At 45.9% G+C, this 22908-nt stretch carries 22 protein-coding genes, 14 tRNA genes and 2 rRNA genes; 28 read left to right on the top strand and 10 right to left on the bottom strand.

Annotated features, from left to right (window positions below):
- Positions 1–64: 64 nt before the first annotated feature.
- The 5 genes from endA to ruvX all read left to right on the top strand — a co-directional run bounded on the left by endA (position 65) and on the right by ruvX (position 3732).
- A complete protein-coding gene (gene endA, locus UF05_RS02960) occupies positions 65–760 on the top strand; it encodes a deoxyribonuclease I (protein ID WP_025632333.1) in 696 nt (231 codons plus the stop codon).
- 124 nt (positions 761–884) lie between these two features.
- Positions 885–1616 carry a 16S rRNA (uracil(1498)-N(3))-methyltransferase gene (gene rsmE / locus UF05_RS02955; protein ID WP_005461719.1) on the top strand — a complete coding sequence of 244 codons (732 nt, stop codon included), beginning with the start codon at positions 885–887 and terminating at the stop codon, positions 1614–1616.
- Between the two features lie 14 nt (positions 1617–1630).
- The gene (gshB, locus tag UF05_RS02950) at positions 1631–2581 is read left to right on the top strand and encodes a glutathione synthase (RefSeq protein WP_005425823.1); all 951 of its coding nucleotides are present in this window, start codon (positions 1631–1633) and stop codon (positions 2579–2581) included.
- A 113-nt stretch (positions 2582–2694) separates the two neighbouring features.
- Positions 2695–3258 (top strand): YqgE/AlgH family protein, encoded by a 564-nt coding sequence (locus tag UF05_RS02945; protein WP_005461717.1) that lies wholly within the window; start codon positions 2695–2697, stop codon positions 3256–3258.
- A 48-nt stretch (positions 3259–3306) separates the two neighbouring features.
- On the top strand, positions 3307–3732 hold the full coding sequence (gene ruvX, locus UF05_RS02940) for a Holliday junction resolvase RuvX (protein WP_005461715.1): 426 nt from the start codon (positions 3307–3309) through the stop codon (positions 3730–3732).
- Positions 3733–3793: 61 nt separating this feature from the next.
- Here ruvX and UF05_RS02935 read toward each other — a convergent pair whose 3' ends face one another.
- A complete protein-coding gene (locus UF05_RS02935) occupies positions 3794–4900 on the bottom strand; it encodes a PilT/PilU family type 4a pilus ATPase (RefSeq protein ID WP_005461714.1) in 1107 nt (368 codons plus the stop codon).
- Between the two features lie 30 nt (positions 4901–4930).
- Positions 4931–5971: a type IV pilus twitching motility protein PilT gene (locus tag UF05_RS02930; protein WP_005461712.1), complete on the bottom strand. Its 1041-nt coding sequence runs from the start codon at positions 5969–5971 to the stop codon at positions 4931–4933.
- A gap of 28 nt (positions 5972–5999) precedes the next feature.
- On the opposite strand from UF05_RS02930, the gene UF05_RS02925 reads away from it, so the two are divergent.
- The 7 genes from UF05_RS02925 to hemW all read left to right on the top strand — a co-directional run bounded on the left by UF05_RS02925 (position 6000) and on the right by hemW (position 11027).
- A complete protein-coding gene (locus tag UF05_RS02925) occupies positions 6000–6713 on the top strand; it encodes a YggS family pyridoxal phosphate-dependent enzyme (RefSeq protein ID WP_023623289.1) in 714 nt (237 codons plus the stop codon).
- A 119-nt stretch (positions 6714–6832) separates the two neighbouring features.
- Complete coding sequence (gene proC, locus UF05_RS02920) at positions 6833–7651, top strand: pyrroline-5-carboxylate reductase (protein ID WP_005482485.1); 819 nt, start codon at positions 6833–6835, stop codon at positions 7649–7651.
- Between the two features lie 52 nt (positions 7652–7703).
- A complete protein-coding gene (locus UF05_RS02915) occupies positions 7704–8261 on the top strand; it encodes a YggT family protein (RefSeq protein WP_005482440.1) in 558 nt (185 codons plus the stop codon).
- Positions 8261–8551 (top strand): DUF167 family protein YggU, encoded by a 291-nt coding sequence (gene yggU / locus UF05_RS02910; RefSeq protein WP_045545353.1) that lies wholly within the window; start codon positions 8261–8263, stop codon positions 8549–8551. Before UF05_RS02915 ends, yggU begins: the two co-directional genes overlap by 1 nt.
- A gap of 127 nt (positions 8552–8678) precedes the next feature.
- Positions 8679–9110 (top strand): DUF4426 domain-containing protein, encoded by a 432-nt coding sequence (locus UF05_RS02905; RefSeq protein WP_045545354.1) that lies wholly within the window; start codon positions 8679–8681, stop codon positions 9108–9110.
- Positions 9111–9227: 117 nt separating this feature from the next.
- Entirely contained in the window at positions 9228–9830 is a 603-nt protein-coding gene (locus UF05_RS02900) for an XTP/dITP diphosphatase (protein WP_005482459.1), read from the top strand.
- A gap of 18 nt (positions 9831–9848) precedes the next feature.
- The gene (gene hemW, locus UF05_RS02895; RefSeq protein WP_045545355.1) at positions 9849–11027 is read left to right on the top strand and encodes a radical SAM family heme chaperone HemW; all 1179 of its coding nucleotides are present in this window, start codon (positions 9849–9851) and stop codon (positions 11025–11027) included.
- A 61-nt stretch (positions 11028–11088) separates the two neighbouring features.
- On the opposite strand, the gene glsB is transcribed toward hemW, so the two are convergent.
- The 3 genes from glsB to trmB all read right to left on the bottom strand — a co-directional run bounded on the left by glsB (position 11089) and on the right by trmB (position 13861).
- Entirely contained in the window at positions 11089–12009 is a 921-nt protein-coding gene (gene glsB, locus UF05_RS02890; RefSeq protein WP_005482494.1) for a glutaminase B, read from the bottom strand.
- Positions 12010–12101: 92 nt separating this feature from the next.
- The gene (locus UF05_RS02885; protein ID WP_005482466.1) at positions 12102–13130 is read right to left on the bottom strand and encodes a TRM11 family SAM-dependent methyltransferase; all 1029 of its coding nucleotides are present in this window, start codon (positions 13128–13130) and stop codon (positions 12102–12104) included.
- Between the two features lie 11 nt (positions 13131–13141).
- Positions 13142–13861, bottom strand: a complete 720-nt coding sequence (trmB, locus tag UF05_RS02880; protein WP_025510552.1) for a tRNA (guanosine(46)-N7)-methyltransferase TrmB — start codon at positions 13859–13861, stop codon at positions 13142–13144.
- A gap of 203 nt (positions 13862–14064) precedes the next feature.
- Here trmB and mutY point away from each other — a divergent pair, with 203 nt between their 5' ends.
- The 16 genes from mutY (at position 14065) to UF05_RS02800 (ending at position 20194) form a co-directional block, all read left to right on the top strand.
- The gene (gene mutY, locus UF05_RS02875) at positions 14065–15141 is read left to right on the top strand and encodes an A/G-specific adenine glycosylase (protein ID WP_045545356.1); all 1077 of its coding nucleotides are present in this window, start codon (positions 14065–14067) and stop codon (positions 15139–15141) included.
- Positions 15142–15160: 19 nt separating this feature from the next.
- Positions 15161–15433: an oxidative damage protection protein gene (locus tag UF05_RS02870; RefSeq protein WP_005482430.1), complete on the top strand. Its 273-nt coding sequence runs from the start codon at positions 15161–15163 to the stop codon at positions 15431–15433.
- 88 nt (positions 15434–15521) lie between these two features.
- Entirely contained in the window at positions 15522–16661 is a 1140-nt protein-coding gene (gene mltC, locus UF05_RS02865) for a membrane-bound lytic murein transglycosylase MltC (RefSeq protein WP_005490305.1), read from the top strand.
- Between the two features lie 100 nt (positions 16662–16761).
- Positions 16762–16837 (top strand) — tRNA-Phe (locus UF05_RS02860).
- A 65-nt stretch (positions 16838–16902) separates the two neighbouring features.
- Positions 16903–16978: transfer RNA gene (locus tag UF05_RS02855), tRNA-Thr, on the top strand.
- Positions 16979–16985: 7 nt separating this feature from the next.
- Positions 16986–17061: transfer RNA gene (locus tag UF05_RS02850), tRNA-Phe, on the top strand.
- Between the two features lie 70 nt (positions 17062–17131).
- Positions 17132–17207: transfer RNA gene (locus tag UF05_RS02845), tRNA-Asn, on the top strand.
- A gap of 71 nt (positions 17208–17278) precedes the next feature.
- Positions 17279–17354: transfer RNA gene (locus tag UF05_RS02840), tRNA-Thr, on the top strand.
- Positions 17355–17361: 7 nt separating this feature from the next.
- Positions 17362–17437 (top strand) — tRNA-Phe (locus UF05_RS02835).
- 43 nt (positions 17438–17480) lie between these two features.
- Positions 17481–17556 (top strand) — tRNA-Asn (locus tag UF05_RS02830).
- A gap of 272 nt (positions 17557–17828) precedes the next feature.
- The gene (locus tag UF05_RS02825) at positions 17829–19454 is read left to right on the top strand and encodes a methyl-accepting chemotaxis protein (protein ID WP_017449126.1); all 1626 of its coding nucleotides are present in this window, start codon (positions 17829–17831) and stop codon (positions 19452–19454) included.
- A 234-nt stretch (positions 19455–19688) separates the two neighbouring features.
- Positions 19689–19764 (top strand) — tRNA-Phe (locus UF05_RS02820).
- A 51-nt stretch (positions 19765–19815) separates the two neighbouring features.
- A tRNA-Thr gene (locus tag UF05_RS02815) sits at positions 19816–19891 on the top strand.
- Between the two features lie 21 nt (positions 19892–19912).
- Positions 19913–19988 (top strand) — tRNA-Asn (locus UF05_RS02810).
- A 39-nt stretch (positions 19989–20027) separates the two neighbouring features.
- Positions 20028–20103, top strand: a tRNA-Thr gene (locus tag UF05_RS02805).
- Between the two features lie 15 nt (positions 20104–20118).
- A tRNA-Asn gene (locus tag UF05_RS02800) sits at positions 20119–20194 on the top strand.
- Between the two features lie 135 nt (positions 20195–20329).
- Here the strand turns inward: UF05_RS02800 and UF05_RS02795 are convergent.
- The 5 genes from UF05_RS02795 to rrf (UF05_RS02775) form a co-directional block, all read right to left on the bottom strand.
- Entirely contained in the window at positions 20330–21766 is a 1437-nt protein-coding gene (locus UF05_RS02795; protein WP_161618657.1) for an NAD-dependent succinate-semialdehyde dehydrogenase, read from the bottom strand.
- 561 nt (positions 21767–22327) lie between these two features.
- Positions 22328–22404: transfer RNA gene (locus UF05_RS02790), tRNA-Asp, on the bottom strand.
- Positions 22405–22435: 31 nt separating this feature from the next.
- Positions 22436–22552 (bottom strand): 5S ribosomal RNA (gene rrf, locus UF05_RS02785).
- Positions 22553–22609: 57 nt separating this feature from the next.
- Positions 22610–22685: transfer RNA gene (locus UF05_RS02780), tRNA-Thr, on the bottom strand.
- A 99-nt stretch (positions 22686–22784) separates the two neighbouring features.
- Positions 22785–22900 (bottom strand): 5S ribosomal RNA (gene rrf / locus UF05_RS02775).
- Between the last annotated feature and the right edge of the window lie 8 nt (positions 22901–22908).

The raw sequence follows: 22908 nt of genomic DNA, 5'->3' as shown, positions 1-22908 counted from the left end.
CATTACTAAAGCCAATCTCTGAGTGGTAGAATGATTAAAGTCATACTTTTTAAAGACTTTAATCATGAAATACTTGTTTACTCTGTTTCTCTTTGTTCTTTCTAGTTCCGCTTTTTCTGCCCCTCCTAGCTCATTTTCTGCCGCCAAACGTGAAGCGGTGAAAATCTATCAAGACCACCCAAGCAGTTTTTACTGCGGTTGTGATATCCAGTGGCAAGGCAAAAAAGGGGTTCCTGACTTAGCCTCTTGCGGTTACCAAGTTCGCAAACAAGAAAAACGCGCAGCTCGCATTGAATGGGAACATGTGGTTCCTGCCTGGCAATTCGGCCACCAGCTCCAGTGTTGGCAAAGCGGTGGGCGTAAAAACTGTTCGCGCAACGACACGGCTTTTAAACTCATGGAAGCGGATTTACACAACCTGACCCCAGCGATTGGTGAGGTGAACGGAGACCGTTCTAACTTCAACTTCAGCCAATGGAACGGCATGGATGGTGTCAGCTATGGCCGCTGCGACATGCAAGTGAACTTCAAGCAACGCAAAGTAATGCCACCCGACAGAGCTCGCGGCTCGATTGCACGTACTTACCTGTACATGAGCAAGGAGTACGGATTCAAACTCTCCAAGCAACAAACTCAGCTAATGAGTGCTTGGAACAAAACCTATCCGGTAGATAAATGGGAATGTGAGCGTGACGAGCGCATCGCCAAAGTACAAGGTAACCACAACCCGTTTGTTCAAGAGGCTTGCCGCGCACTGTAAAAACACAAGCGCACCCGAGCTTTGTTTGAGGCGTTTCCTTCATTCGAAACGCCTCTTGCCCCTTGTTTTTTCGGTGGAAAGCATCCATGTTAGGAACTAAGTTTATTCTCTTGCTGGAAATCTCATGCGTATCCCTCGAATTTATCATCCAGAAACCATTCATCAACTTGGTACCATCGCTTTAAGTGAAGACGCTGCAGGCCATATCGGCCGAGTACTTCGCATGAAAGAAGGCCAAGAAGTTCTATTATTTGACGGCAGTGGCGCAGAGTTCCCAGCAGTGATCAGTGAAGTCAGTAAAAAGAACGTTCTCGTTGACGTAACTGAGCGCGTCGAAAGCAACATTGAATCCCCTCTCGACTTACATCTTGGCCAAGTCATTTCACGTGGCGATAAGATGGAGTTCACCATCCAGAAATCAGTAGAGCTTGGCGTTAATACCATCACACCACTTATTTCTGAACGTTGTGGCGTAAAGCTGGATCAAAAACGTTTTGAGAAAAAGCTCGCGCAGTGGCAGAAGATTGCGATCAGTGCGTGTGAACAATGTGGTCGCAACGTAGTACCAGAAATTCGCCCAATCATGAGCTTGGAACAGTGGTGCCAAGAAGAGTACGATGGTCTAAAGCTCAACCTTCACCCTCGTGCAAAATACTCAATCAACACCCTGCCGACACCTGTAGAGAAAGTGCGTCTTCTGATCGGCCCTGAAGGCGGTTTGTCGTCAGAAGAGATCGATATGACCCGCGAATACCAATTTGAAGAGACGCTACTCGGCCCCCGCGTTCTACGCACCGAAACTGCGGCTTTGACAGCAATTACAGCCTTACAAGTTCGTTTCGGCGATCTTGGTTAAAACGGAGAAAAATAATGATCAAACTCGGTATTGTAATGGACCCAATCTCGTCCATTAACATCAAGAAAGACTCTAGCTTTGCCATGATGCTTGAAGCGCAACGCCGCGGCTATGAAATCCACTACATGGAAATGAACGATCTTCACCTAGACCAAGGCAAAGCGATTGCCGACACTAAAGTGGTTGAGCTGAAAGAAGATCCAAACGGCTGGTACGAGTTCAAATCTGAGCAGACGATCGAACTGTCTGAGCTCGACGCGGTACTCATGCGCAAAGATCCTCCGTTTGATACCGAGTACATCTACGCGACTTACATTCTTGAGCGTGCTGAAGAACAAGGCGCATTGATCGTTAACAAACCTCAAAGCCTACGCGACTGCAACGAAAAACTGTTTACCGCTTGGTTCCCAGAACTTACGCCAACTACAATCGTGACACGCAAAGCAGAAAAAATTAAAGCCTTCCGTGAAGAGCACGGCGATGTGATCCTCAAACCTCTTGATGGTATGGGCGGCGCTTCAATTTTCCGCGTAAAAGAAAACGATCCAAACGTGTCGGTGATCATCGAGACGCTGACTAACCATGGTCAAAACTACGCGATGGCGCAAACCTTCGTGCCAGACATCAGCAATGGTGATAAGCGTATTCTTGTTGTTGACGGTGAACCGATGCCTTACTGTCTTGCGCGTATTCCTGCTAAAGGCGAAACGCGCGGCAACCTAGCCGCTGGTGGTACTGGTGAAGCTCGTCCGCTAAGCGAAACAGATATGAAGATTGCTCAAGCTGTTGCTCCGACTCTAAAAGAAAAAGGTCTTATCTTTGTTGGTCTTGATGTGATTGGCGACAAGCTAACTGAAATCAACGTGACTAGCCCAACTTGTATTCGTGAAATCGAAGCGGCATTCGACATTTCTATTACTGGCAAACTGATGGATGCCATTGAACGTCGTGTGAAAGGCGAATAACTGAATTTATAGTACAGTTATAGTAGAGAACCAGACATTATCTTAAGCAAACTCATGCACATAGTCGCGAGTTTGCTTAAGTGCATTTACGAGCCTTAAAGGTCGGTATGAAAATGAACCTCACAAACCATTTTTTAGTAGCCATGCCTGGAATGAAAGACCCGTATTTCCAGAATAGCGTTATCTACGTTTGTGAACATAACGAAGAAGGCGCTATGGGCCTGATGATCAACGCGCCTGTTGATATCACCGTAGGCAACATGCTCAAGCAAGTTGACGTGCAGCCTGTTCACCCGCGCCTGTTTGAAGCCAGCTTAGATAGACCCGTCTACAATGGCGGTCCAATCTCAGAAGACCGTGGTTTTATTCTACATAAACCGAAAGATTACTATGAATCCAGCATTCAAATGACCGATGACCTTGCTGTCACCACTTCGCGAGATATTCTTTCCGTATTGGGGACAGAGGCTGAGCCAAGTGACTATTTGGTTGCTCTTGGTTATTCCGGTTGGAGTGCTGGTCAGTTAGAAAATGAACTGGTTGAAAACTCTTGGCTAACCATCGAAGCCACACCAGAAATCATCTTCGATACGCCCATTACAGAGCGCTGGAAAAAAGCGGTAGAAAAGCTAGGTATCGACCCAAGCCAATTGTCGGCAGACGCAGGTCATGCGTAACGCAACCGCCTTCCTTAACTTCCACTTCATTAAGATTTGAGACACTGTATGTCACGCACAATAATGGCCTTCGACTTCGGTACTAAAAGTATTGGTAGCGCGATTGGTCAAGAAATCACTGGCACCGCTTCACCACTGAAAGCGTTTAAAGCCAATGATGGCATTCCAAATTGGGATGACATCGAAAAACAAATTAAAGAATGGCAGCCAGACTTATTGGTCGTAGGCCTGCCAACGGATTTGCATGGTAAAGATTTAGAAACCATCACCCCGCGAGCGAAAAAATTCGCGAAGCGTCTGCAAGGTCGTTATGGCTTGCCTGTTGAATTGCATGATGAGCGCTTATCAACTTCAGAAGCGCGTGCAGAATTGTTCAGTATGGGTGGCTACAAAGCATTATCCAAAGGCAATATCGACTGCCAATCTGCCGTGGTCATTCTGGAAAGTTGGTTTGAAGCGCTTTGGGGCGAATAAACCTCGCAAGCACAATGAAAAAGGTTGGCAGAAGCCAACCTTTTTTGTGTCTTGAATACGCTTAATCCATATCGATTTTGACGTTGGCAAGACTACCTGTAGAGAACGGCTCACCACGCTGTGTTTTCAGCATTAAACGAAGATCGTTGGCAGAATCCGCGCTGTGCAGTGCATCCTCTTCGCTGATCTTACCTTGCATCACCAGCTTGTAGAGCGATTGGTCAAACGTCAGCATGCCAAACTCATTGGATCGTGCCATGGTTGACTTCAATTCGTGTAAATCACCACGACGGATCAAATCCGACACTCGTGGACTGTTTAGCAAGATTTCAAACACACCATGACGCCCTTGACCATTCTTATCACGGATCAGCTGCTGACCAATCACGCCTTTTAGGTTCATCGACAAATCAAACAAAAATTGCTCTTTTTGATCTTTAGGCACCAAATGGAGAATACGCTCTAACGCTTGGTTGGCGTTGTTGGCGTGCAACGTTGCCATACACAAGTGACCCGTTTCGGCGAAGGTCATCGCGTATTCCATCGTTTCTCGGCTACGGATCTCACCAATCAAAATCATATCTGGCGCTTGGCGCAGCGAGTTTTTCAGTGCGACTTCATAGCTTTCGGTATCCAAACCCACTTCACGCTGAGTCACGATACAACGCTTATGCTCATGCACAAATTCGATCGGATCTTCGACCGTCAAGATGTGACCGGTTTTGTTGCTGTTTCGATAGCCCGTCATCGCCGCCATCGTGGTCGATTTACCCGAGCCAGTCGCGCCGACCACCAGCACCAAACCACGCTTGGCAATCGCTAAGTCTTGCAGCACTAAAGGCAATTTTAACTGCTCAAAAGTAGGAATAATGGTTTCGATACGGCGAATGACTGCTCCCGGCAGTTCTCGCTGAAAAAAAGCACTAACACGGAAGCGACCACAATCTCTGACGATAGCAAAGTTTGATTCGCGGCTTTTGCGAAACTCCTGACGCCGATCCGGATCCATTGCGCTATCGAGCAACTTTGCAACATCATGTTCGGTGAGTTTCTCCCCTTGCGGACGCAATTCGCCATCCACACGAAATAGAATTGGCGCACCAACCGTGATGTAAAGATCCGACGCTTTTAGCGTCAACATACCTTCAAGAAATTTATTCAGATCCATCTTCCGTATTCACCATTATCTGTATGAGCGTTACGAGAATTGCTGCACTTCAAGCCCAATCTTGCTGTCGACTTCTTCGCGCGAAACCATACCTTGCGCCATCAACTGACGGGCATTTTGTTCCATGGTTTGCATTCCATGCGCAGCACCCGTTTGAATGATTGAGTACATCTGCGCGACTTTGTCTTCGCGAATCAAGTTACGAATCGCGGGCGTTGCCATCATGATTTCGTGACAAGCGATACGACCACCGCCATTACGTTTCAAAAGTTTTTGCGCGATAACCGAACGAAGGGATTCAGACAACATGGAACGCACCATGTCTTTGTCGCTACCTGGGAACACATCGATGATACGGTCGATGGTTTTTGCTGCTGAACTGGTGTGCAACGTACCGAAAACTAAGTGACCCGTTTCTGCCGCCGTTAACGCTAGGCTGATGGTTTCTTTGTCACGCATCTCACCGACAAGGATCACATCCGGGTCTTCACGCAATGCGCTGCGTAGCGCGTTTTGGAAGCTATGGGTATCACGGTGAACTTCACGTTGGTTGATCAAACACTTATTGTTGTTGTGAACAAATTCAATCGGATCTTCAATTGTGAGGATATGCTTGTTGTGATTACGGTTAATGTAGTCAACAATGGCTGCTAAGGTTGTCGATTTACCAGAACCCGTTGGGCCAGTAACCAAAACCAAACCTTTTTCAGCATTCGCGATTTTTTTGAAGATCTCTGGCGCTTCTAGCTCTTCCAGAGTTGGGATGCTACTTGGGATGGTACGGAACACTGCCGCACAACCGCGAGATTGGTTGAAAGCGTTGACACGAAAACGGCCAACGTTATGCAATTCAAAAGAGAAATCGACTTCGAGTTTTTCTTCGAACTCACTGCGCTGGGCATCGTTCATGATTTCAAAAACCAAACGATGCACTTCTTGGTGTGTAAACGCTGGAATGCCCAGTTTTCTCACATCACCATCAATACGAACCATTGGTGGTACACCTGCAGAAAGATGTAGATCCGAAGCATTATGTTTTACACTAAAATCCAGTAACTCAGTGATATCCATTTAAAATCCTTAAGTCTAAAGTACAGCTATGAGTAGTATTCAACAAAATATTGAACATATCACCTCTCAAATTCGACGCGACGAACAAAAATGTGGTCGATCTCCAGAGTCAGTGCAACTTCTAGCGGTAAGCAAAACTAAACCTGTCGAGGCAATTCTCGAAGCCTACCAAGCGGGACAAACCGCGTTTGGTGAAAACTACGTCCAAGAAGGCGTCAGTAAAGTTCAGCACTTTGCCGAGCATTATCCAGATAATCGAATCGAATGGCACTTCATTGGCCCGATTCAATCGAATAAATCGCGACTTGTTGCTGAACATTTCGATTGGGTTCACACCATTGATCGCGCTAAGATCGCACAGCGACTCAATGAGCAACGTCCGCAAGAACTCAAACCATTGCAAGTGCTGATTCAAGTCAACACCAGTGGTGAAGATTCCAAATCTGGCGTTAGTGACGCAGAAATATTCGAACTGGCTGAGTTGATTTCTCACCTTCCCAACCTCACTTTAAGAGGATTGATGTCGATTCCTGCGAACGTGTCAGACTACGACGCCCAGCTTCGTGAGTTCGAGAAGCTAGCGACACTGAAGCAAGCCCTTGAACAGCAATACCCAGAAATCGATACCTTATCGATGGGCATGAGTGGCGACATGACCGCTGCGATTGAAGCAGGCAGCACCATGGTTCGTATCGGAACGGCTATCTTTGGCGCGCGAGACTACAGCACGAAAAGTGAATAGTCATTTAAAAGCGAAAATGCTTAATTGATACCGCGATGAAACAGCGGTTAACGCAAAGCGGCGCCATTATACACCTGAGCGCACAATAAATCGTAAATATCATGATGGAAATCAGACAAATGGAACATAAAAAGATCGCCTTTATCGGTGCGGGAAACATGGTCAGAGCCATTGTTTCTGGCCTCGTGGCTAACGGCTACCCTGCACAAAACATTGTTGCAACCGCCCCATCAGAGGCGCGTCGTCTGCCGCTTGAGCAAGATTTTGGTATCCGCACCACCAGCGACAACATGCTGGCAGCGTCCGAGGCCGATGTGGTGGTTCTGTCTGTGAAACCACAAATGATGGCGGATGTTTGTAAACCTCTGCAATCTATCGACTTTAGCAACAAGCTCGTGATTTCTATTGCGGCAGGCATCAATTGTTCACGTTTGGATGAGATGCTAGCGACAAAATTGAATTTGGTTCGCGTAATGCCAAACACTCCATCTCAGTTGGGTTTGGGCATGAGTGGCTTATTCGCTCCAGAACATGTCAAAGAACAAGACAGAGCCTTTGCCGCAGAACTGATGCAAGCGGTTGGTAAAGTTTGCTGGGTGGAACAAGAATCTGGCATCAACAATGTGATTGCAGCAGCAGGCAGCGCTCCGGCATACTTCTTCCTGTTTATGGAAGCGATGCAAGCTGAAGCGATAGCTCAAGGTTTTGATAAAGAAACGGCTCGTTTGTTGGTTCAACAAGCAGCGCTGGGTGCGGCAAGTATGGTGGTGAGCAATCCAGACACTGAACTGTCGACACTGCGTGAAAACGTGACTTCGAAAGGCGGCACAACCGCCGAAGCACTTCGTACATTCAACGAACATCAGTTAACGGACATCGTTGCAAAAGCCATGCAAGCTGCGGTTGCTCGCGCAGAAGAAATGGAAAAACTGTTTTAATTATCTGGATGATTCTCAAGAAACATCATCCACTACTTGTTAAGGGTACCTTATGAATTCAATGAGTTTTCTCATCTCAACCCTATTTGACCTGTATATCATGGTCGTGATTTTGCGAATTTGGTTGCAAGCTGCACGTGCAGATTTCTACAACCCGTTCTCGCAATTTATTGTAAAAGCGACTCAGCCAGTCATTGGCCCACTGCGTCGTGTTATTCCATCTATCGGCAATATTGACCTTGCAACGGTTCTGTTTGCTTACGTGCTGTGTGTGTTGAAATTTGTCGCGCTGATTCTGATTGCGTCTAACGGCTCTGTCTCTTTTAGTGTTGATTTCCTATTCTTGGGTTTGTTATCGCTACTAAAAGCTGCTGGTGGCCTTCTGTTCTGGGTATTGTTGATTCGCGCAATCCTAAGCTGGGTGAGCCAAGGTCGTAGCCCAATTGAATACGTGTTCCATCAATTGACCGAGCCAATGTGCGCACCAATTCGTCGCGTGCTTCCTGCTTTTGGCGGCTTGGATTTGAGCGTGCTGGTTCTGTTCATCGGTTTGCAATTCGCAAACTTCTTGATGGGCGATATCATTGGTCCTATTTGGTTCCAACTGTAATGTCCGCAGCAGTTTGGCAAGATGGCGAGGACATCGTCCTTAAGCTTTATATTCAACCAAAAGCAAGCCGCGATAAGATCGTCGGCTTGCACGGTGAAGAGCTCAAAATCGCCATCACTGCACCGCCTGTCGATGGCAAAGCCAATGCTCACCTCACTAAGTTCTTAGCCAAGCAGTTCAAAATCGCTAAGGGTTTGGTTCAAATAGAAAAAGGTGAACTAGGACGGCACAAACAAATTCGGATAGAATCGCCCGTACAGATACCCGCTGAAGTAAAAGCCATCTTATGATGGCTTTTTATTTATAATTTTGTACCACACTTACTAGTACCAACTATCGGACATGCTTTTTTAACCTGCCACTCGGGTAAAAGTGCAACTATGGTTGGCTCATAACGAGTGCTTTGAGGAAGTAACAATGAGCAAATGGATTACCGCATTACTGATCAGTCTGTTGTCATTACCGACCTTTGCTGAACAGTTCAAAAACATGAAAAACATCGAAGTACACTATGTGGCTTTTAACTCGACTTTCCTGACACCTAAAGTCGCTCGCAGCTACGACATCAAACGTAATGGTTACGTGGCTGTAGTGAACATCAGCGTGTTAGACAGCGCCTCTTTAGGTAAGCCAGCGGTCGAGGCGAAGGTAGGCGGACACGCGAAAAACTTAATTGGTCAAACTCAAAAGTTGACCTTTCGTGAAATTAAAGAAGGTGAAGCCATTTACTACTTAGCCGAGCTGCCAATTACTCACGAAGAAACTTTTACCTTCGATATTGACGTTAAAGCTGGAAACAAAGGCTCAGGTAAGCTTAAATTCACCCAGAAATTTTTTGTCGAAGAGTAATTGGGTTGTGATGATCTAAATGCTTTTTGATCTAAGTAGGCCAAAAGCCTCTATCAGTTCCAGAATATCTAGAGGAGAGCGATTTGTTCTCCTCTATCACTATTAAAAGAGATTCCCATGAAAAAAATTGTGCTAGCAACAGGCAACCAAGGCAAAGTTCGCGAGATGGCAGATCTACTGTCTGACTTCGGTTTTGAAGTATTAGCGCAAAGTGAATTCAACGTATCAGAAGTTGCTGAAACGGGCACCACATTCATTGAGAACGCAATCATTAAAGCTCGCCATGCCGCGCAAGAAACTGGCTTACCAGCGATTGCAGATGATTCTGGTCTGGAAGTCGATTTCCTAAAAGGTGCACCGGGCATCTACTCAGCACGTTACGCAGGCGAAAAAGCCTCTGACCAAGAGAACTTAGAGAAATTGCTAGCCGCAATGGAAGGCGTGCCAGAAGCAGAGCGTACCGCGCGTTTTCACTGCGTATTGGTATTGATGCGTCACGAGAACGATCCAACACCTATCGTTTGTCATGGCAAATGGGAAGGTCGCATTCTGACTGAAGCACATGGCGAAAATGGCTTTGGTTACGACCCTATCTTCTTCGTACCAGAAGATAACTGTGCGTCAGCAGAGCTAGAGCCGGCACGTAAAAAGCAGTTGTCTCACCGCGGTAAAGCACTGAAATCACTGTTTGCTCAGTTATCAGCGCAAACCGCACAGTAAGATCGAGTGAACTTGTCCATGTTAACGCCCCCAGCACTCAGCTTGTATGTACACATCCCATGGTGTGTACAAAAGTGCCCTTATTGCGACTTTAACTCCCATGCGCTTAAAGCGGAGATCCCAGAAGAAGAGTACATCAGTGCCCTTCTAGAAGATCTGGATACCGATATTGATAAGTACCGCTTAAATGACGCACCGCGTCCGCTGCATTCCATCTTCATTGGCGGAGGTACGCCAAGTTTGATTTCTGCAGAAGGCATTGAGCGTTTGCTAAAAGGCATCGAAGCGCGAATTCCATTCAAGCCAGACATTGAAATCACTATGGAAGCAAACCCTGGCACCATCGAAGCAGAGCGTTTCGTGGGTTATCGTAAAGCGGGGGTCACGCGAATTTCCATCGGAGTTCAAAGCTTTGAGCAGGAGAAGTTGGAGCGTCTAGGACGAATTCATGGTCAAGGCGAAGCCGTTAATGCAGCGAAACTTGCCCATCAAATTGGTTTGAACAGCTTTAACCTCGACTTAATGCACGGCTTACCCGATCAAAGCATCGAACAAGCGCTAGCCGATTTGGACAAAGCGATTGAGCTCGCACCGCCGCACCTGTCTTGGTATCAGCTCACCATCGAACCAAACACCATGTTCTACTACAAGCCACCGACACTACCAGATGACGATGACTTGTGGGACATCTTCGAACAAGGGCATGAAAAGCTAGCAGCAGCAGGGTACGTTCAGTACGAAATATCTGGTTACAGCAAACCGGGTTATCAGTGTCAGCACAACCTGAATTACTGGCGCTTTGGCGATTACCTTGGCATCGGCTGTGGCTCGCATGGCAAATTGAGTTTTGCCGATGGCCGCATCATTCGTACCACGAAAGTGAAGCATCCTCGTGGCTACTTGGCAGCTTATCAAAATATGGTAAAGCCGTATTTGCATACCGAGCAGCTCGTTGCCGATGAAGACCGCCCATTTGAGTTCTTCATGAACCGCTTCCGCTTGATGGAAGCGTGTCCGAAGCAAGATTATGTGGATACCACGGGCTTACCGCTCAGTACCATTCAAGACACCATTGATTGGGCGTTAGAGATAGGCTATTTGAGTGAAACGGAGACGCACTGGCAGCTCACCGAGAAAGGAAAGCTGTTCCTCAACGACTTACTTGAAGCCTTTATGGCAGAAGAAGACGAAGAGTAAACCACGCGAACTACAAAAAAGCCTCTCAGACGAGAGGCTTTTTGTATAGAAACAGTTAACACTAAAAAATCGAACGGCCAATTCGCTCAGAGAGCAGTTCCAGTGCTTTCGTACCCGCCAACGAGTTCCCTGATGCATCAAGTTCTGGAGACCAAACCGCAATGGTCATTTCACCCGGAACCACGGCAATAATGCCGCCACCGACGCCAGATTTACCCGGCATACCCACACGGTAAGCAAACTCACCGGCACCATCGTACAAACCACAAGTTGCGAGCAATGCATTCAGTTGCTTCGTTTGTGTTGGTGACACCACTGGCTTGCCCGTTTGCACGGAAGTGCCTTTGTTGGCTAGGTAGCTAAAGGTTTTTGCTAAGTCCACACAGCTCATCTTTAAAGCACAGGCATGGAAGTAGTTTTGTAGCACAGGAATAACCTCGTTTTCGAAGTTCCCGAATGAACGCATTAGGTAAGCAATCGCCGCGTTGCGATCGCCGTGCATCATTTCCGACGCGGCCACGACTTTGTCATAGACAATGTGAGTATCGCCCGACAACTGACGAACAAACTCAAGTAAGCGCTGACGAGGTGCGGACAAACGACTTTGCAGCAAGTCAGCCACAACAATTGCACCCGCGTTAATAAACGGGTTGCGTGGAATACCCTGTTCCATCTCCAACTGAATCAGCGAGTTAAACGCCTGACCTGATGGCTCTTTACCAACTCTTGCCCAAATTTCTTCTTGTTTGTACAAGCACATGGCCAACGTTAGGCTCAGTGCTTTCGAAATAGACTGAATAGAAAAAGACTCATCGGCATCGCCAGCCTTAATCACTTCACCTTCATTGGTGTATACCGCAATAGCTAATTTATTATTCGGTACTTTTGCCAGAGCCGGAATGTAGTCCGCCACTTTTCCTTGGCCGATCAAAGGGCGTACTTCCGCCAGAATATCTGTCAAAATTTCCGCTGTCGGTTTCATTGTCTACCTTCTTGTCACAAGAGTATTCGCTCAGAGGTAAAAAAAGCCAACAGAGCGTTGGCTTTTCATCGGATTAGTTATCGAAGATTCGATTATGGTTTCACTGCCACAATAATATTGCGGTTGATAGATTGATCAACACGGTGAAGATAACCGATGTAAGGCTCTTCTGAAAGTACCTTCCACCCTTGCTCTTCAAATAATGCCGCGACATCTTTCCATTTCAACGTGAATTCATTGAAAGACAGCACTACAGAACCTTGTTTTTTCAGCACCACTTTCCATGCAGGCAGAGCCTCTTTCAAAAGCTCTAGTGGGCTACGGTTCAGCTTGCTGTCTTTGGCATTTTTGCTACCGTGCTGCACACCATAAGGTAGGTCAGACACCATGACGTCAACCGAGTTTTTCTTCACAACTTGGTCAGCGATACGGGTATCTGCTGAATACAACTTCATGGTTTGAAGATTACCCTGGAGGTAGTCTTCTTTACTTGCAGCCGCTTCAACAACGAAGCCATCTGCCACTTTCTTGCCACCAGAAGTGCGCTTTTCTTTGCTCACTTTGTGCTTGAAGCGGCCATTCTTCATAAACTTAACGATGAAGGTTTGGATCTCTTGAACCCATTTCTGGTTGATCTCTACACCCACGACATTCAAGCCATGGATCAAACCTTCAAACAGTGTCGTACCCTTACCACACATTGGATCCATCAGCGTTAGCTGCGTGCTGTCAGTATTTGCAGCACTCACGCCAAGGTTAACCATCAAGCGAGTAAACTGCTCATTGGTTTTACCTGTATAACGCAGGATCTGGCTCATGCTCTCAGGGAAAGTATTGAATGCAGGCGCCTGAATTGGACGAAGCAAACCATCTTCACGCACTTCAAACAGCGCGTAATAGATAGAAGATGCGGCAATCTTACGAGACTGCGCTTCACTTAACGCTTGCTCACAAGAAAACACCAGCGCCGCAGGTAAACCCACGTCTTTGCTGCCAATTTCAGTCACTTCAACACCTTCAGAGGCCAAAATCGCTTTAAGCTCTGAGCATGCAATGGTCATTGCGCTATCAAAGTAAATTCGGTTGTGACCCGGATTCGCTAATATCGCGTAGTGGTACATCAACTGACTCCTTAAGCAGTGCGTTTGTATTTAATATCCCACACACCGTGACCTAGACGGTGACCACGAGCTTCAAACTTCGTCAGTGGACGATCTTCAGGACGAGGAACAAAGTCACCGTCTTGCGCAATATTTTCGAAACCTGGCGCTTGGTTCATGATTTCAATCATGTGCTCTGCGTAGTTTTCCCAGTCTGTTGCCATGTGGAAAATGCCTTCGTTCGGGATAAGCTTTTGACGAACCATTTCAGCAAACTCAAGCTGCACGATACGACGCTTGTGGTGACGCTTTTTGTGCCAAGGGTCTGGGAAGAATAATTGTAGCGTAGCAAGGCTGTCATTTGGGATCATGTGCTCAAACACTTCAACCGCATCGTGACACATTACGCGAAGATTAGTGATACCCGCTTCGCGTGCATCAGAAAGACAAGCACCAACACCTGGGCTATGTACTTCAATACCGAAGAAGTTTTTCTCAGGCGCATTCTTTGCCATTTCAACCAATGAAGCACCCATACCAAAACCGATTTCTAGTACGACTGGATTATCGTTACCAAACACTTCTTTCCAATCAAGAAGTTCTGCTTTGTAGTCGATACCCATTGTTGGCCAGCACTCGTTCATCGCGTTCTCTTGGCCTTTCGTTAGACGACCTTCGCGACGTACAAAACTGCGGATTTTACGGATCAGCTTGCCGTCTTCGTTGTATTCGTTAGTGGTTACTTCACTCATTGATTTTGCCTGCACATTGATTAATCAAAGCGGGGATTATCCAAAGAATTTACTCGGGTGCAAGTATTTGTTGAGCTTGTGGCCTATCGCTACCCAAAAGCCATCCCCCCCCCTGTAATATCCCCACTGTTTACCAGTTGTACTTCTTACCCATTCTGTGGTGCAATTTTGCCCCTAACCAATAATAGAATACAGAGCAAGTCGTGACCCCTTTCGCCAGTGCCATCTTAGAATGGTATGACGCATACGGAAGAAAAGATCTTCCGTGGCAACAAAACAAAACCGCATACAGTGTCTGGTTGTCTGAAATCATGCTTCAGCAAACACAGGTCACTACCGTTATTCCTTATTACCAACGCTTCTTGGAACGCTTTCCGACTGTCGTCGACCTTGCGAGCGCAGAGCAAGATGAAGTGCTACACCTTTGGACTGGACTAGGTTATTACGCGCGTGCTCGCAACCTTCATAAAGCAGCTAAAGAGGTCGCCCATAAATACAGTGGCGAGTTTCCACTTAATCTAGAACAAATGAATGCGCTTCCTGGAATTGGTCGCTCAACCGCGGCAGCCGTATTGTCATCGGTACACAAGCAACCGCATGCCATTCTTGATGGCAACGTAAAACGAACGCTATCACGCTGCTTTGCTGTAGAAGGTTGGCCAGGCCAGAAGAAAGTTGAAAATCAGCTATGGGAAATTGCCGAAGCGCATACTCCGCAAACTGATGTAGATAAGTATAACCAAGCCATGATGGACATGGGGGCGATGGTTTGTACCCGCAGCAAACCTAAGTGCACCCTATGCCCTGTTGCTGATTTATGTGTGGCGAAAAAACAAGGGAACGTGCTCGACTACCCGGGTAAAAAACCGAAGAAAGAAAAACCGGTCAAACAAACCCGCTTCGTGATGCTTCATCACCACAGTGAGAACGGACACGAAGTATGGTTAGAACAAAGACCACAAACTGGCATTTGGGGAGGTTTATTTTGCTTCCCACAAACCGAACATGTGGACGTCGAAAGCGATATCGATTTACTACTTGAGCAACGTGGTATAAAAGCCAGCGACATCAATAAGCAGGAAACGTTAATCACGTTTCGCCATACATTTAGTCATTACCACCTAGATATCACACCGATTTTGATTGACCTGTCAAAGCAACCCGATGTGGTAATGGAAGGCAGCAAAGGTCTTTGGTATAACTTATCTCAACCTGAAGAAGTGGGGTTAGCCGCACCAGTGAAACTTTTATTGGAAGCGCTACCTCACGAACTTCGTTAATTGAATACAAGGAGTCATTATGAGCCGCACTGTGTTTTGTGCTCGACTAAAGAAAGAAGGCGAAGGCCTGGACTTTCAACTTTACCCAGGTGAACTAGGTAAACGCATTTTCGATAACATCTCGAAAGAAGCTTGGGCTCAGTGGCAACACAAACAAACCATGTTGATCAACGAGAAAAAGCTCAACATGATGGATCCAGAGCATCGTAAACTGCTCGAAACCGAAATGGTGAACTTCCTATTCGAAGGCAAAGACGTTCACATTGAAGGTTACACACCACCAAGCGAATAAAGCCAATTTGTTCAAAAGCAATGACATCACAACCTAAACTGTGATGTCATTTTTCCTCCAGCGTCTTGTCCTCATCACCTAAAAACTTATGAAGAAAATTGCTTTTATTGCCACCGCTCTCTTATTGGCAGGCTGTAGCCGCGAATTCGTCGAAAAAATTTATGACGTGAACTACGAGCCAACCAACCGCTTTGCAAACAATCTAGCAGAGCTACCAGGCCAGTTTGAGAAAGATACCGCCGCACTCGATGCGTTAATCAATAGCTTCTCAGGCAATATCAAAAAGCGTTGGGGACAACGTGAAGTGAAGTTCGCAGGTAAAAGTAACTACGTTAAATACATCGACAATTATTTAAGTCGGGCAGAAGTGGATTTCCAGAAAGGTCTTATCACTATCGAGACCGTTTCTCCGACCGAACCACAAAAACACTTGAAGAACGCGATCATCACCACATTGCTAACGCCAGATGATCCAGCAAACGTCGACTTGTTCTCATCGAAAGAGATCAAACTCGAAGGCCAACCCTTTTTGTACAAACAGGTGCTCGATCAAGATAAAAAGCCCATTCAATGGTCATGGCGCGCGAATCGCTTCGCTGACTATCTGATTGCCAATAACATCAAAACCAAAGATGTAGACTTTAAAAAAGCGTATTACGTTGAGATTCCAATGGTAGAGGATCACTTCTCTCAGCGTAGTTACCAATACGCGGATATCGTGCGTCGCGCGTCAAAAAAATACGACATTCCTGAAGATCTGATTTACGCCATCATCAAAACCGAGAGCAGTTTTAACCCTTACGCAGTAAGTTGGGCCAATGCTTATGGATTGATGCAAGTAGTGCCTAAAACCGCTGGTCGTGATGTATTTAAGCTCGTAAAGAACAAATCAGGACAACCTAGCCCAGAGTATTTGTTCAACCCAGAAAACAATATTGACACAGGAACCGCCTACTTCTACATCCTCAAAAACCGTTATTTACGCGAAGTTCAGCATCCAACTTCGTTAGAGTACAGTATGATTTCCGCTTACAACGGTGGAACTGGTGGTGTTTTAAACACATTTAATCGCAGTGACCGAAAACGCGCGATGCGAGATCTCAATTCTTTGCAACCCAACCAAGTTTATTGGGCGCTAACTAAGAAACATCCGAACGCTGAAGCGCGTCGTTACCTAGAAAAAGTTACAAATTTCAAAAAGGAATTTAACTCTGAGCACACTTTGTAATGACAGTTGAATAAAAAGCGTTCGAACAACCACTTTTTTGAAATTATTTAAAAAAAGTGGTTGACGCAAAGCGGGAAAATCCGTTTAATAGCGCTCCGTTGCCCGGATAGCTCAGTCGGTAGAGCAGAGGATTGAAAATCCTCGTGTCGGTGGTTCGATTCCGCCTCCGGGCACCACAATTTGATTTGTTGGTGTCTTAGCAAAAGTTATTACACGAACAAAAGCACAAAGAATACAGTGTGCCGACTTAGCTCAGTAGGTAGAGCAACTGACTTGTAATCAGTAGGTCACCAGTTCGATTCCGGTAGTCGGCACCATTCTTTTGCCTCGATAGCTCAGTCGGTAGAGCAGAGGATTGAAAATCCTCGTGTCGGTGGTTCGATTCCGCCTCGAGGCACCATTATTTGGTGCGCTTGCTTCATTTGATGATTAGCAAGACACAAACAACTTTTTGTTGTTAAAAGAACAATTCCTCCTTAGCTCAGTTGGTAGAGCGACGGACTGTTAATCCGCAGGTCGCTGGTTCGAGCCCAGCAGGAGGAGCCACTTTTCAGAGTTTCACTTAAGTGAGATTCTAAAAGATGAAGAGTTGAACTCTTCTAAAAAGAATAAAGTGTGCCGACTTAGCTCAGTAGGTAGAGCAACTGACTTGTAATCAGTAGGTCACCAGTTCGATTCCGGTAGTCGGCACCATTCTTTTGCCTCGATAGCTCAGTCGGTAGAGCAGAGGATTGAAAATCCTCGTGTCGGTGGTTCGATTCCGCCTCGAGGCACCATATTTGGTGCACTTGCTGAATGGCAAGACACAAACAGAATAGTTCCTCCTTAGCTCAGTTGGTAGAGCGACGGACTGTTAATCCGCAGGTCGCTGGTTCGAGCCCAGCAGGAGGAGCCAATTTAAAAAGCCGCATCACTTGATGCGGCTTTTTTGCATCTGCCCTATTCTCCATTTTAATATTCCTTTGCTTCGCACTTCATATCCAAACATCACCGAATATTAAATCCCCTCTTCAAAAATACTTATTTCACGCTAAAAATTTAATCCTCATCATAGTTTCAATACGTGCTTGTAGGCGTAATACCACTTCTTCAATAAGATGCGTCGGCTATTAGATTATTGACATAAGCCATGCTTTGCATAGCAATGACACATTTTGTGAGCCAAATATGAAATTAAAAACTCAAGCCTACTTATTATCCGCGATCATACTGTTAGCTTTGCTAGCCTTGACCGCTACAGGTTTATGGACCTTACGCGTCGCAAGTAACCTCGATAACAAAGCTCGAGTAACTGAGCTATTCAAGAGTGCATACAGCATTCTGACTGAAGTAGAAAAAATGGCAGTTGAAGGCAAGATGCCTGAAGAGGAAGCAAAAGCACTCGCAACACGCCTACTGCGTAACAACATCTACAAAGACAACGAGTACGTTTATGTGGCGGACGAAAATATGATGTTTATTGCCGCACCACTAGATCCTCAACTACACGGAACCAGTTTCCATGACTTTAAAGATGGCAGCGGTAATAGCGTAGGCCAACTCATCCTAGATGTTTTGGGTCGCAAAACAGGTCAGATTGTTGAATATACCTGGAGCCAAAAACAGGCCGACGGCAGCATTGAAGAAAAACACTCAATAGCAGAAAAAACACCACATTGGGGTTGGGTTGTCGGCACAGGTATTGGCTTTAATGAAGTGAATGCACGTTTTTGGTCGACAGCACAGTGGCAGCTTATGCTGTGTCTGGTTATCGCAGGTTCAATTCTTGGAGGCTTGATCATCTCAATTCGCAAAATGCTCAATCTCTTAGGAGGTGAACCTAACGATGTACGAGAAGCGGTTCAAGCGGTTGCACAAGGTAACATCCAAACTAGCTTTGATACCGTCGCTCCAAAAGGCAGTATCTACCATGCGGTTCAGAATATGAGCCAATCATTGGCAACCATGGTGACTAACCTTGAACAATCGATGCACGCTCTACGCGATGAGCTATCAGCAGTAGAGTCGCGCTCAAATTCCATCGCCGATCTTACCGTTTCTCAGCAGCAATCGACCGCAATGATTGCAACAGCGATGACAGAAATGGCTTCTTCCGCTAACCATGTGGCAAGCTCTGCTAGTGACACAGCACGTAATACCGATGAAGCAGATAAACAAAGTCAGCACACTCAATCACTGATCCACAGTACGGTAGATAACATCCAAGGTCTTGCGACTCAGCTGAATACTGCAAGTAAAGCGGTTGCCGATCTCGATCAAGATGTAAACAACATCGTGAAAGTTCTGGATGTAATCGGGGATATTGCGGAACAAACCAACCTATTAGCCTTGAACGCTGCAATTGAAGCAGCCCGAGCAGGCGAACAAGGACGAGGCTTTGCTGTAGTAGCAGATGAGGTGCGTAATCTTGCAGGTCGAACTCAAGACAGCACAAAAGAGATCCAACACATGATCTCGAATCTTCAAGAAGGCTCTCGCAATGCCATTCATACAATGGAAATCTGTGCGGAAACAAGTGAAAGCACAGTAACTGAATCGATGAATGCATCAGAAGCTCTCCAACAGATCGTTACCGCGCTTGAATCTATCACAGCAATGAGTCAGCAAATTGCGACGGCAGCAGCTGAGCAAACGCAAGTCAGTGATGACATTGCACACCGCATAAATCTGATTGAAGAGAGCGGAAGTAAGCTAAATTCAGTGGTAACAGAGAGCCAATCGAGCACCCAAAGTTTGGCCTCTTTGGCAAATGAACTGGAAGGATGGGTGAATAAGTTCTCCGTAAAGCACTAGTTTAAAGTCAATTGTTCACTAAAAAGCACGTTTTCAAACGTGCTTTTTTTGTTTTCGTCGCATTTATTTAGCAAACAAGCTCGTAATTTCTTTCTTAGAAAAGCTTAAAACATGGTGTATCCCTATTTAAAACGCATAAAAACAGCCCACTCCGAGCACATTTTCATCAAACGATATTTTATTTAAATTTTATTGTTGACCTGAAAGCCGAAAAGCCTTTTAATACACCTCGTCGCCCGGATAGCTCAGTCGGTAGAGCAGAGGATTGAAAATCCTCGTGTCGGTGGTTCGATTCCGCCTCCGGGCACCACAATTTAAAATTGTTGGTGTCTAACACGAACAATATAAAGAATAACGGTACGCCGACTTAGCTCAGTAGGTAGAGCAACTGACTTGTAATCAGTAGGTCACCAGTTCGATTCCGGTAGTCGGCACCATTTATTCTTAGAAAAGACAATTCCTCCTTAGCTCAGTTGGTAGAGCGACGGACTGTTAATCCGCAGGTCGCTGGTTCGAGCCCAGCAGGAGGAGCCACTTTCAATTGGCAAGTTAATTACTTGTTAATGAAAATGTGCCGACTTAGCTCAGTAGGTAGAGCAACTGACTTGTAATCAGTAGGTCACCAGTTCGATTCCGGTAGTCGGCACCACTTATTAAAATTTGTTCCTCCTTAGCTCAGTCGGTAGAGCGACGGACTGTTAATCCGCAGGTCACTGGTTCAAGTCCAGTAGGGGGAGCCATATTAGAAGAAGCCGCATCACTTGATGCGGCTTTTTTGCATCTGGAAGAAATACACCCTTCTCTCCTCTTTGCTCTATAAACAAAAAAGCCAGGTTTAGAAACCCAGCTTTCTCTTTTGCACTCTCATCCAAAGATCAGTTTAAGCCACCAAGACATATGTATTTCGTCTCTAGGTATTCATCGAGCCCTTGTTTCGCGCCTTCACGCCCAACACCTGACTCTTTAATACCACCAAATGGCGCAACTTCTGTCGAGATAATACCTTCGTTCACACCAACCATTCCGTATTCCAAGCCTTCAGTGAACTTGATAATTCGTTTAAGGCTATCGGTATAGAAATAACAAGCTAAGCCATACTCAGTATCATTGGCCATTGCTAACACTTGTTCATCATCTTCAAATGTTAATACGGGTAATACTGGCCCAAACAACTCTTGCTGCACGATAGCCATGCCTTGATCGACATTATCCAAAATTACAGGCTCCATAAAGCGCCCTGCGAGCTTTTGAGGACGGTTAGCAATGGTAGCCCCCTCTTGTAACGCCTGATCAATAACAGCCTCCAGACGATGCTTAGAAGCCATGGTGATCACTGGCCCAACTGTCACACCAGACTCCAAGCCATTCCCAACATTTAGCTCCATCATTTTCGCGAGCACTTTTTCCATAAAGCGCTCTTTGACATTTTGATGTACATATAAACGGTTTGTACACACGCACGTTTGCCCTGCATTACGGAACTTGGACGCGATAAGCCCATTAGCAGCTGATTCCAAATCAGCATCCTCAAAAACAATAAACGGAGCGTTACCTCCAAGTTCCATCGATACCGCTTTAACAGTTTCACTAGCCTGCTTCATCAAAATTTTGCCGACGCGAGTCGAACCCGTAAATGAAATCTTCTTGATCCTAGGATCCATCGATAACACCTGACCAAACTCAGCGGCCTGTTCAGAAATAACAACAGGTAAAAGCGGCTTAGGGATACCAGCCTGATACGCAAGTTCAACAACCGCTAGTGCGGTCAGAGGGGTCAATTCGGACGGTTTGATGATCATCCCACATCCAGCAGCTAACGCAGGTGCCGCTTTTCGTGTGATCATAGCAATAGGGAAATTCCACGGTGTAATCGCAGCACACACGCCTACAGGCTGTTTAATTGTAGATAAACGTCTATCTACAGCAGGAGCTGGGATAACTTCGCCATAAGCTCGTTTAGCCTCTTCTGCAAACCACTCTACAAAAGATGCCCCGTAGCTCACTTCCCCGCGGCTTTCAGACAATGGCTTACCCTGTTCCAATGTAATAATGGTCGCTATATCTTCAGCGTGTTCCATCAACAATTGATGCCAGTTTTTCAAACAGCTAGATCGCTCTTTCGCACTCAACTTAGCCCATCGAACTTGTTCAGCCGAACACGCTTCAATGAGGCAATCCAACTCTTCAATTGAACTCGGTTTCAAGCGAATTAACTCTTGCTCAGTTGCAGGGTTGATGACCACAACTCCGTCGTCGGAAGCCCATTGTTTAAATACTTCTTTTAAGGTTTCATTTTTTATTTGTTGCATCACCAGACTAACTCCTACGAGAACTCCTTTTAGGGTAATCCTTCTAGTAGAAATCAGCAAAGCAAACAAAGTTTTCTGACAGTGTTGACATTAACAAGCGAAAAAGCCGTGAGTATAAGGACTAGGAATGGATCACATAGCAAGCCAGTTCGAAAATTCAAAGATTGCATAAATGCGAGACTCATTTGATAACTTCGAGTCTCAACATGATGATATGGCAACGAAATACTAACTATACTGAAGCTAGACTCAAGACACAAATGAAAACCAAAGCTTTTAGGCTAGGACTAAATGAATCAACAAAGCCATAAAGCTTATTCTTCTTAAGCAAACCAAAATGAGTCAAATTAGTTTGTATATGCCTAGAATACAGATAGGCAAAGACAGGTGCTTGTAGATGAGAGAGCATCGCTATTGCGAATGAGGATTCCGTATAAATGGCCGGACTACAAGGGTTGGAATAAGTACCGAGCACTGAAACGGAATTAGTTTCTCTGAAGGGGAAAATGACTTGGCCTTAAACGATGAAAGCCTTGCTATTTCTAGCAAGGCTTTCTAAATAAGTGGCGGAGCGGACGGGACTCGAACCCGCGACCCCCGGCGTGACAGGCCGGTATTCTAACCAACTGAACTACCGCTCCGCACTGGTTAGACTCTGGAGTCTAAATAAGAACCTGGCGATGTTCTACTCTCACATGGGGAAGCCCCACACTACCATCGACGCTACTTCGTTTCACTTCTGAGTTCGGAATGGAAGTCAGGTGGGTCCAAAGTGCTATGGTCGCCAAGTAAAATTCTTTACATTTTGTTTTAGGCTTTAATTTAAAACATAAAACAAATAATAAATGGTGCTGATACCCAGAATCGAACTGGGGACCTCATCCTTACCAAGGATGCGCTCTACCGACTGAGCCATATCAGCACATTATTTGTGTCCGTGAGGACTAAAAAAGCCCGCTTTTACAAACGGGCTCTCTTAACTTTTGTCTTCGCCTTTTAAAAAGGAAAAAACTAAATTAAAGCCTGGCGATGTCCTACTCTCACATGGGGAAGCCCCACACTACCATCGGCGCTATTTCGTTTCACTTCTGAGTTCGGAATGGAGTCAGGTGGGTCCAAAACGCTATGGTCGCCAAGCAAATTCT

The sequence above is a fragment of the Vibrio sp. S457-15 genome, assembly GCF_000960545.1.
In the GTDB taxonomy this organism is placed as follows: domain Bacteria; phylum Pseudomonadota; class Gammaproteobacteria; order Enterobacterales; family Vibrionaceae; genus Vibrio; species Vibrio parahaemolyticus.
The sequence above is the reverse complement of the archived record's forward strand: the minus strand, read 5'-3'. Positions and strand labels throughout refer to the sequence as shown.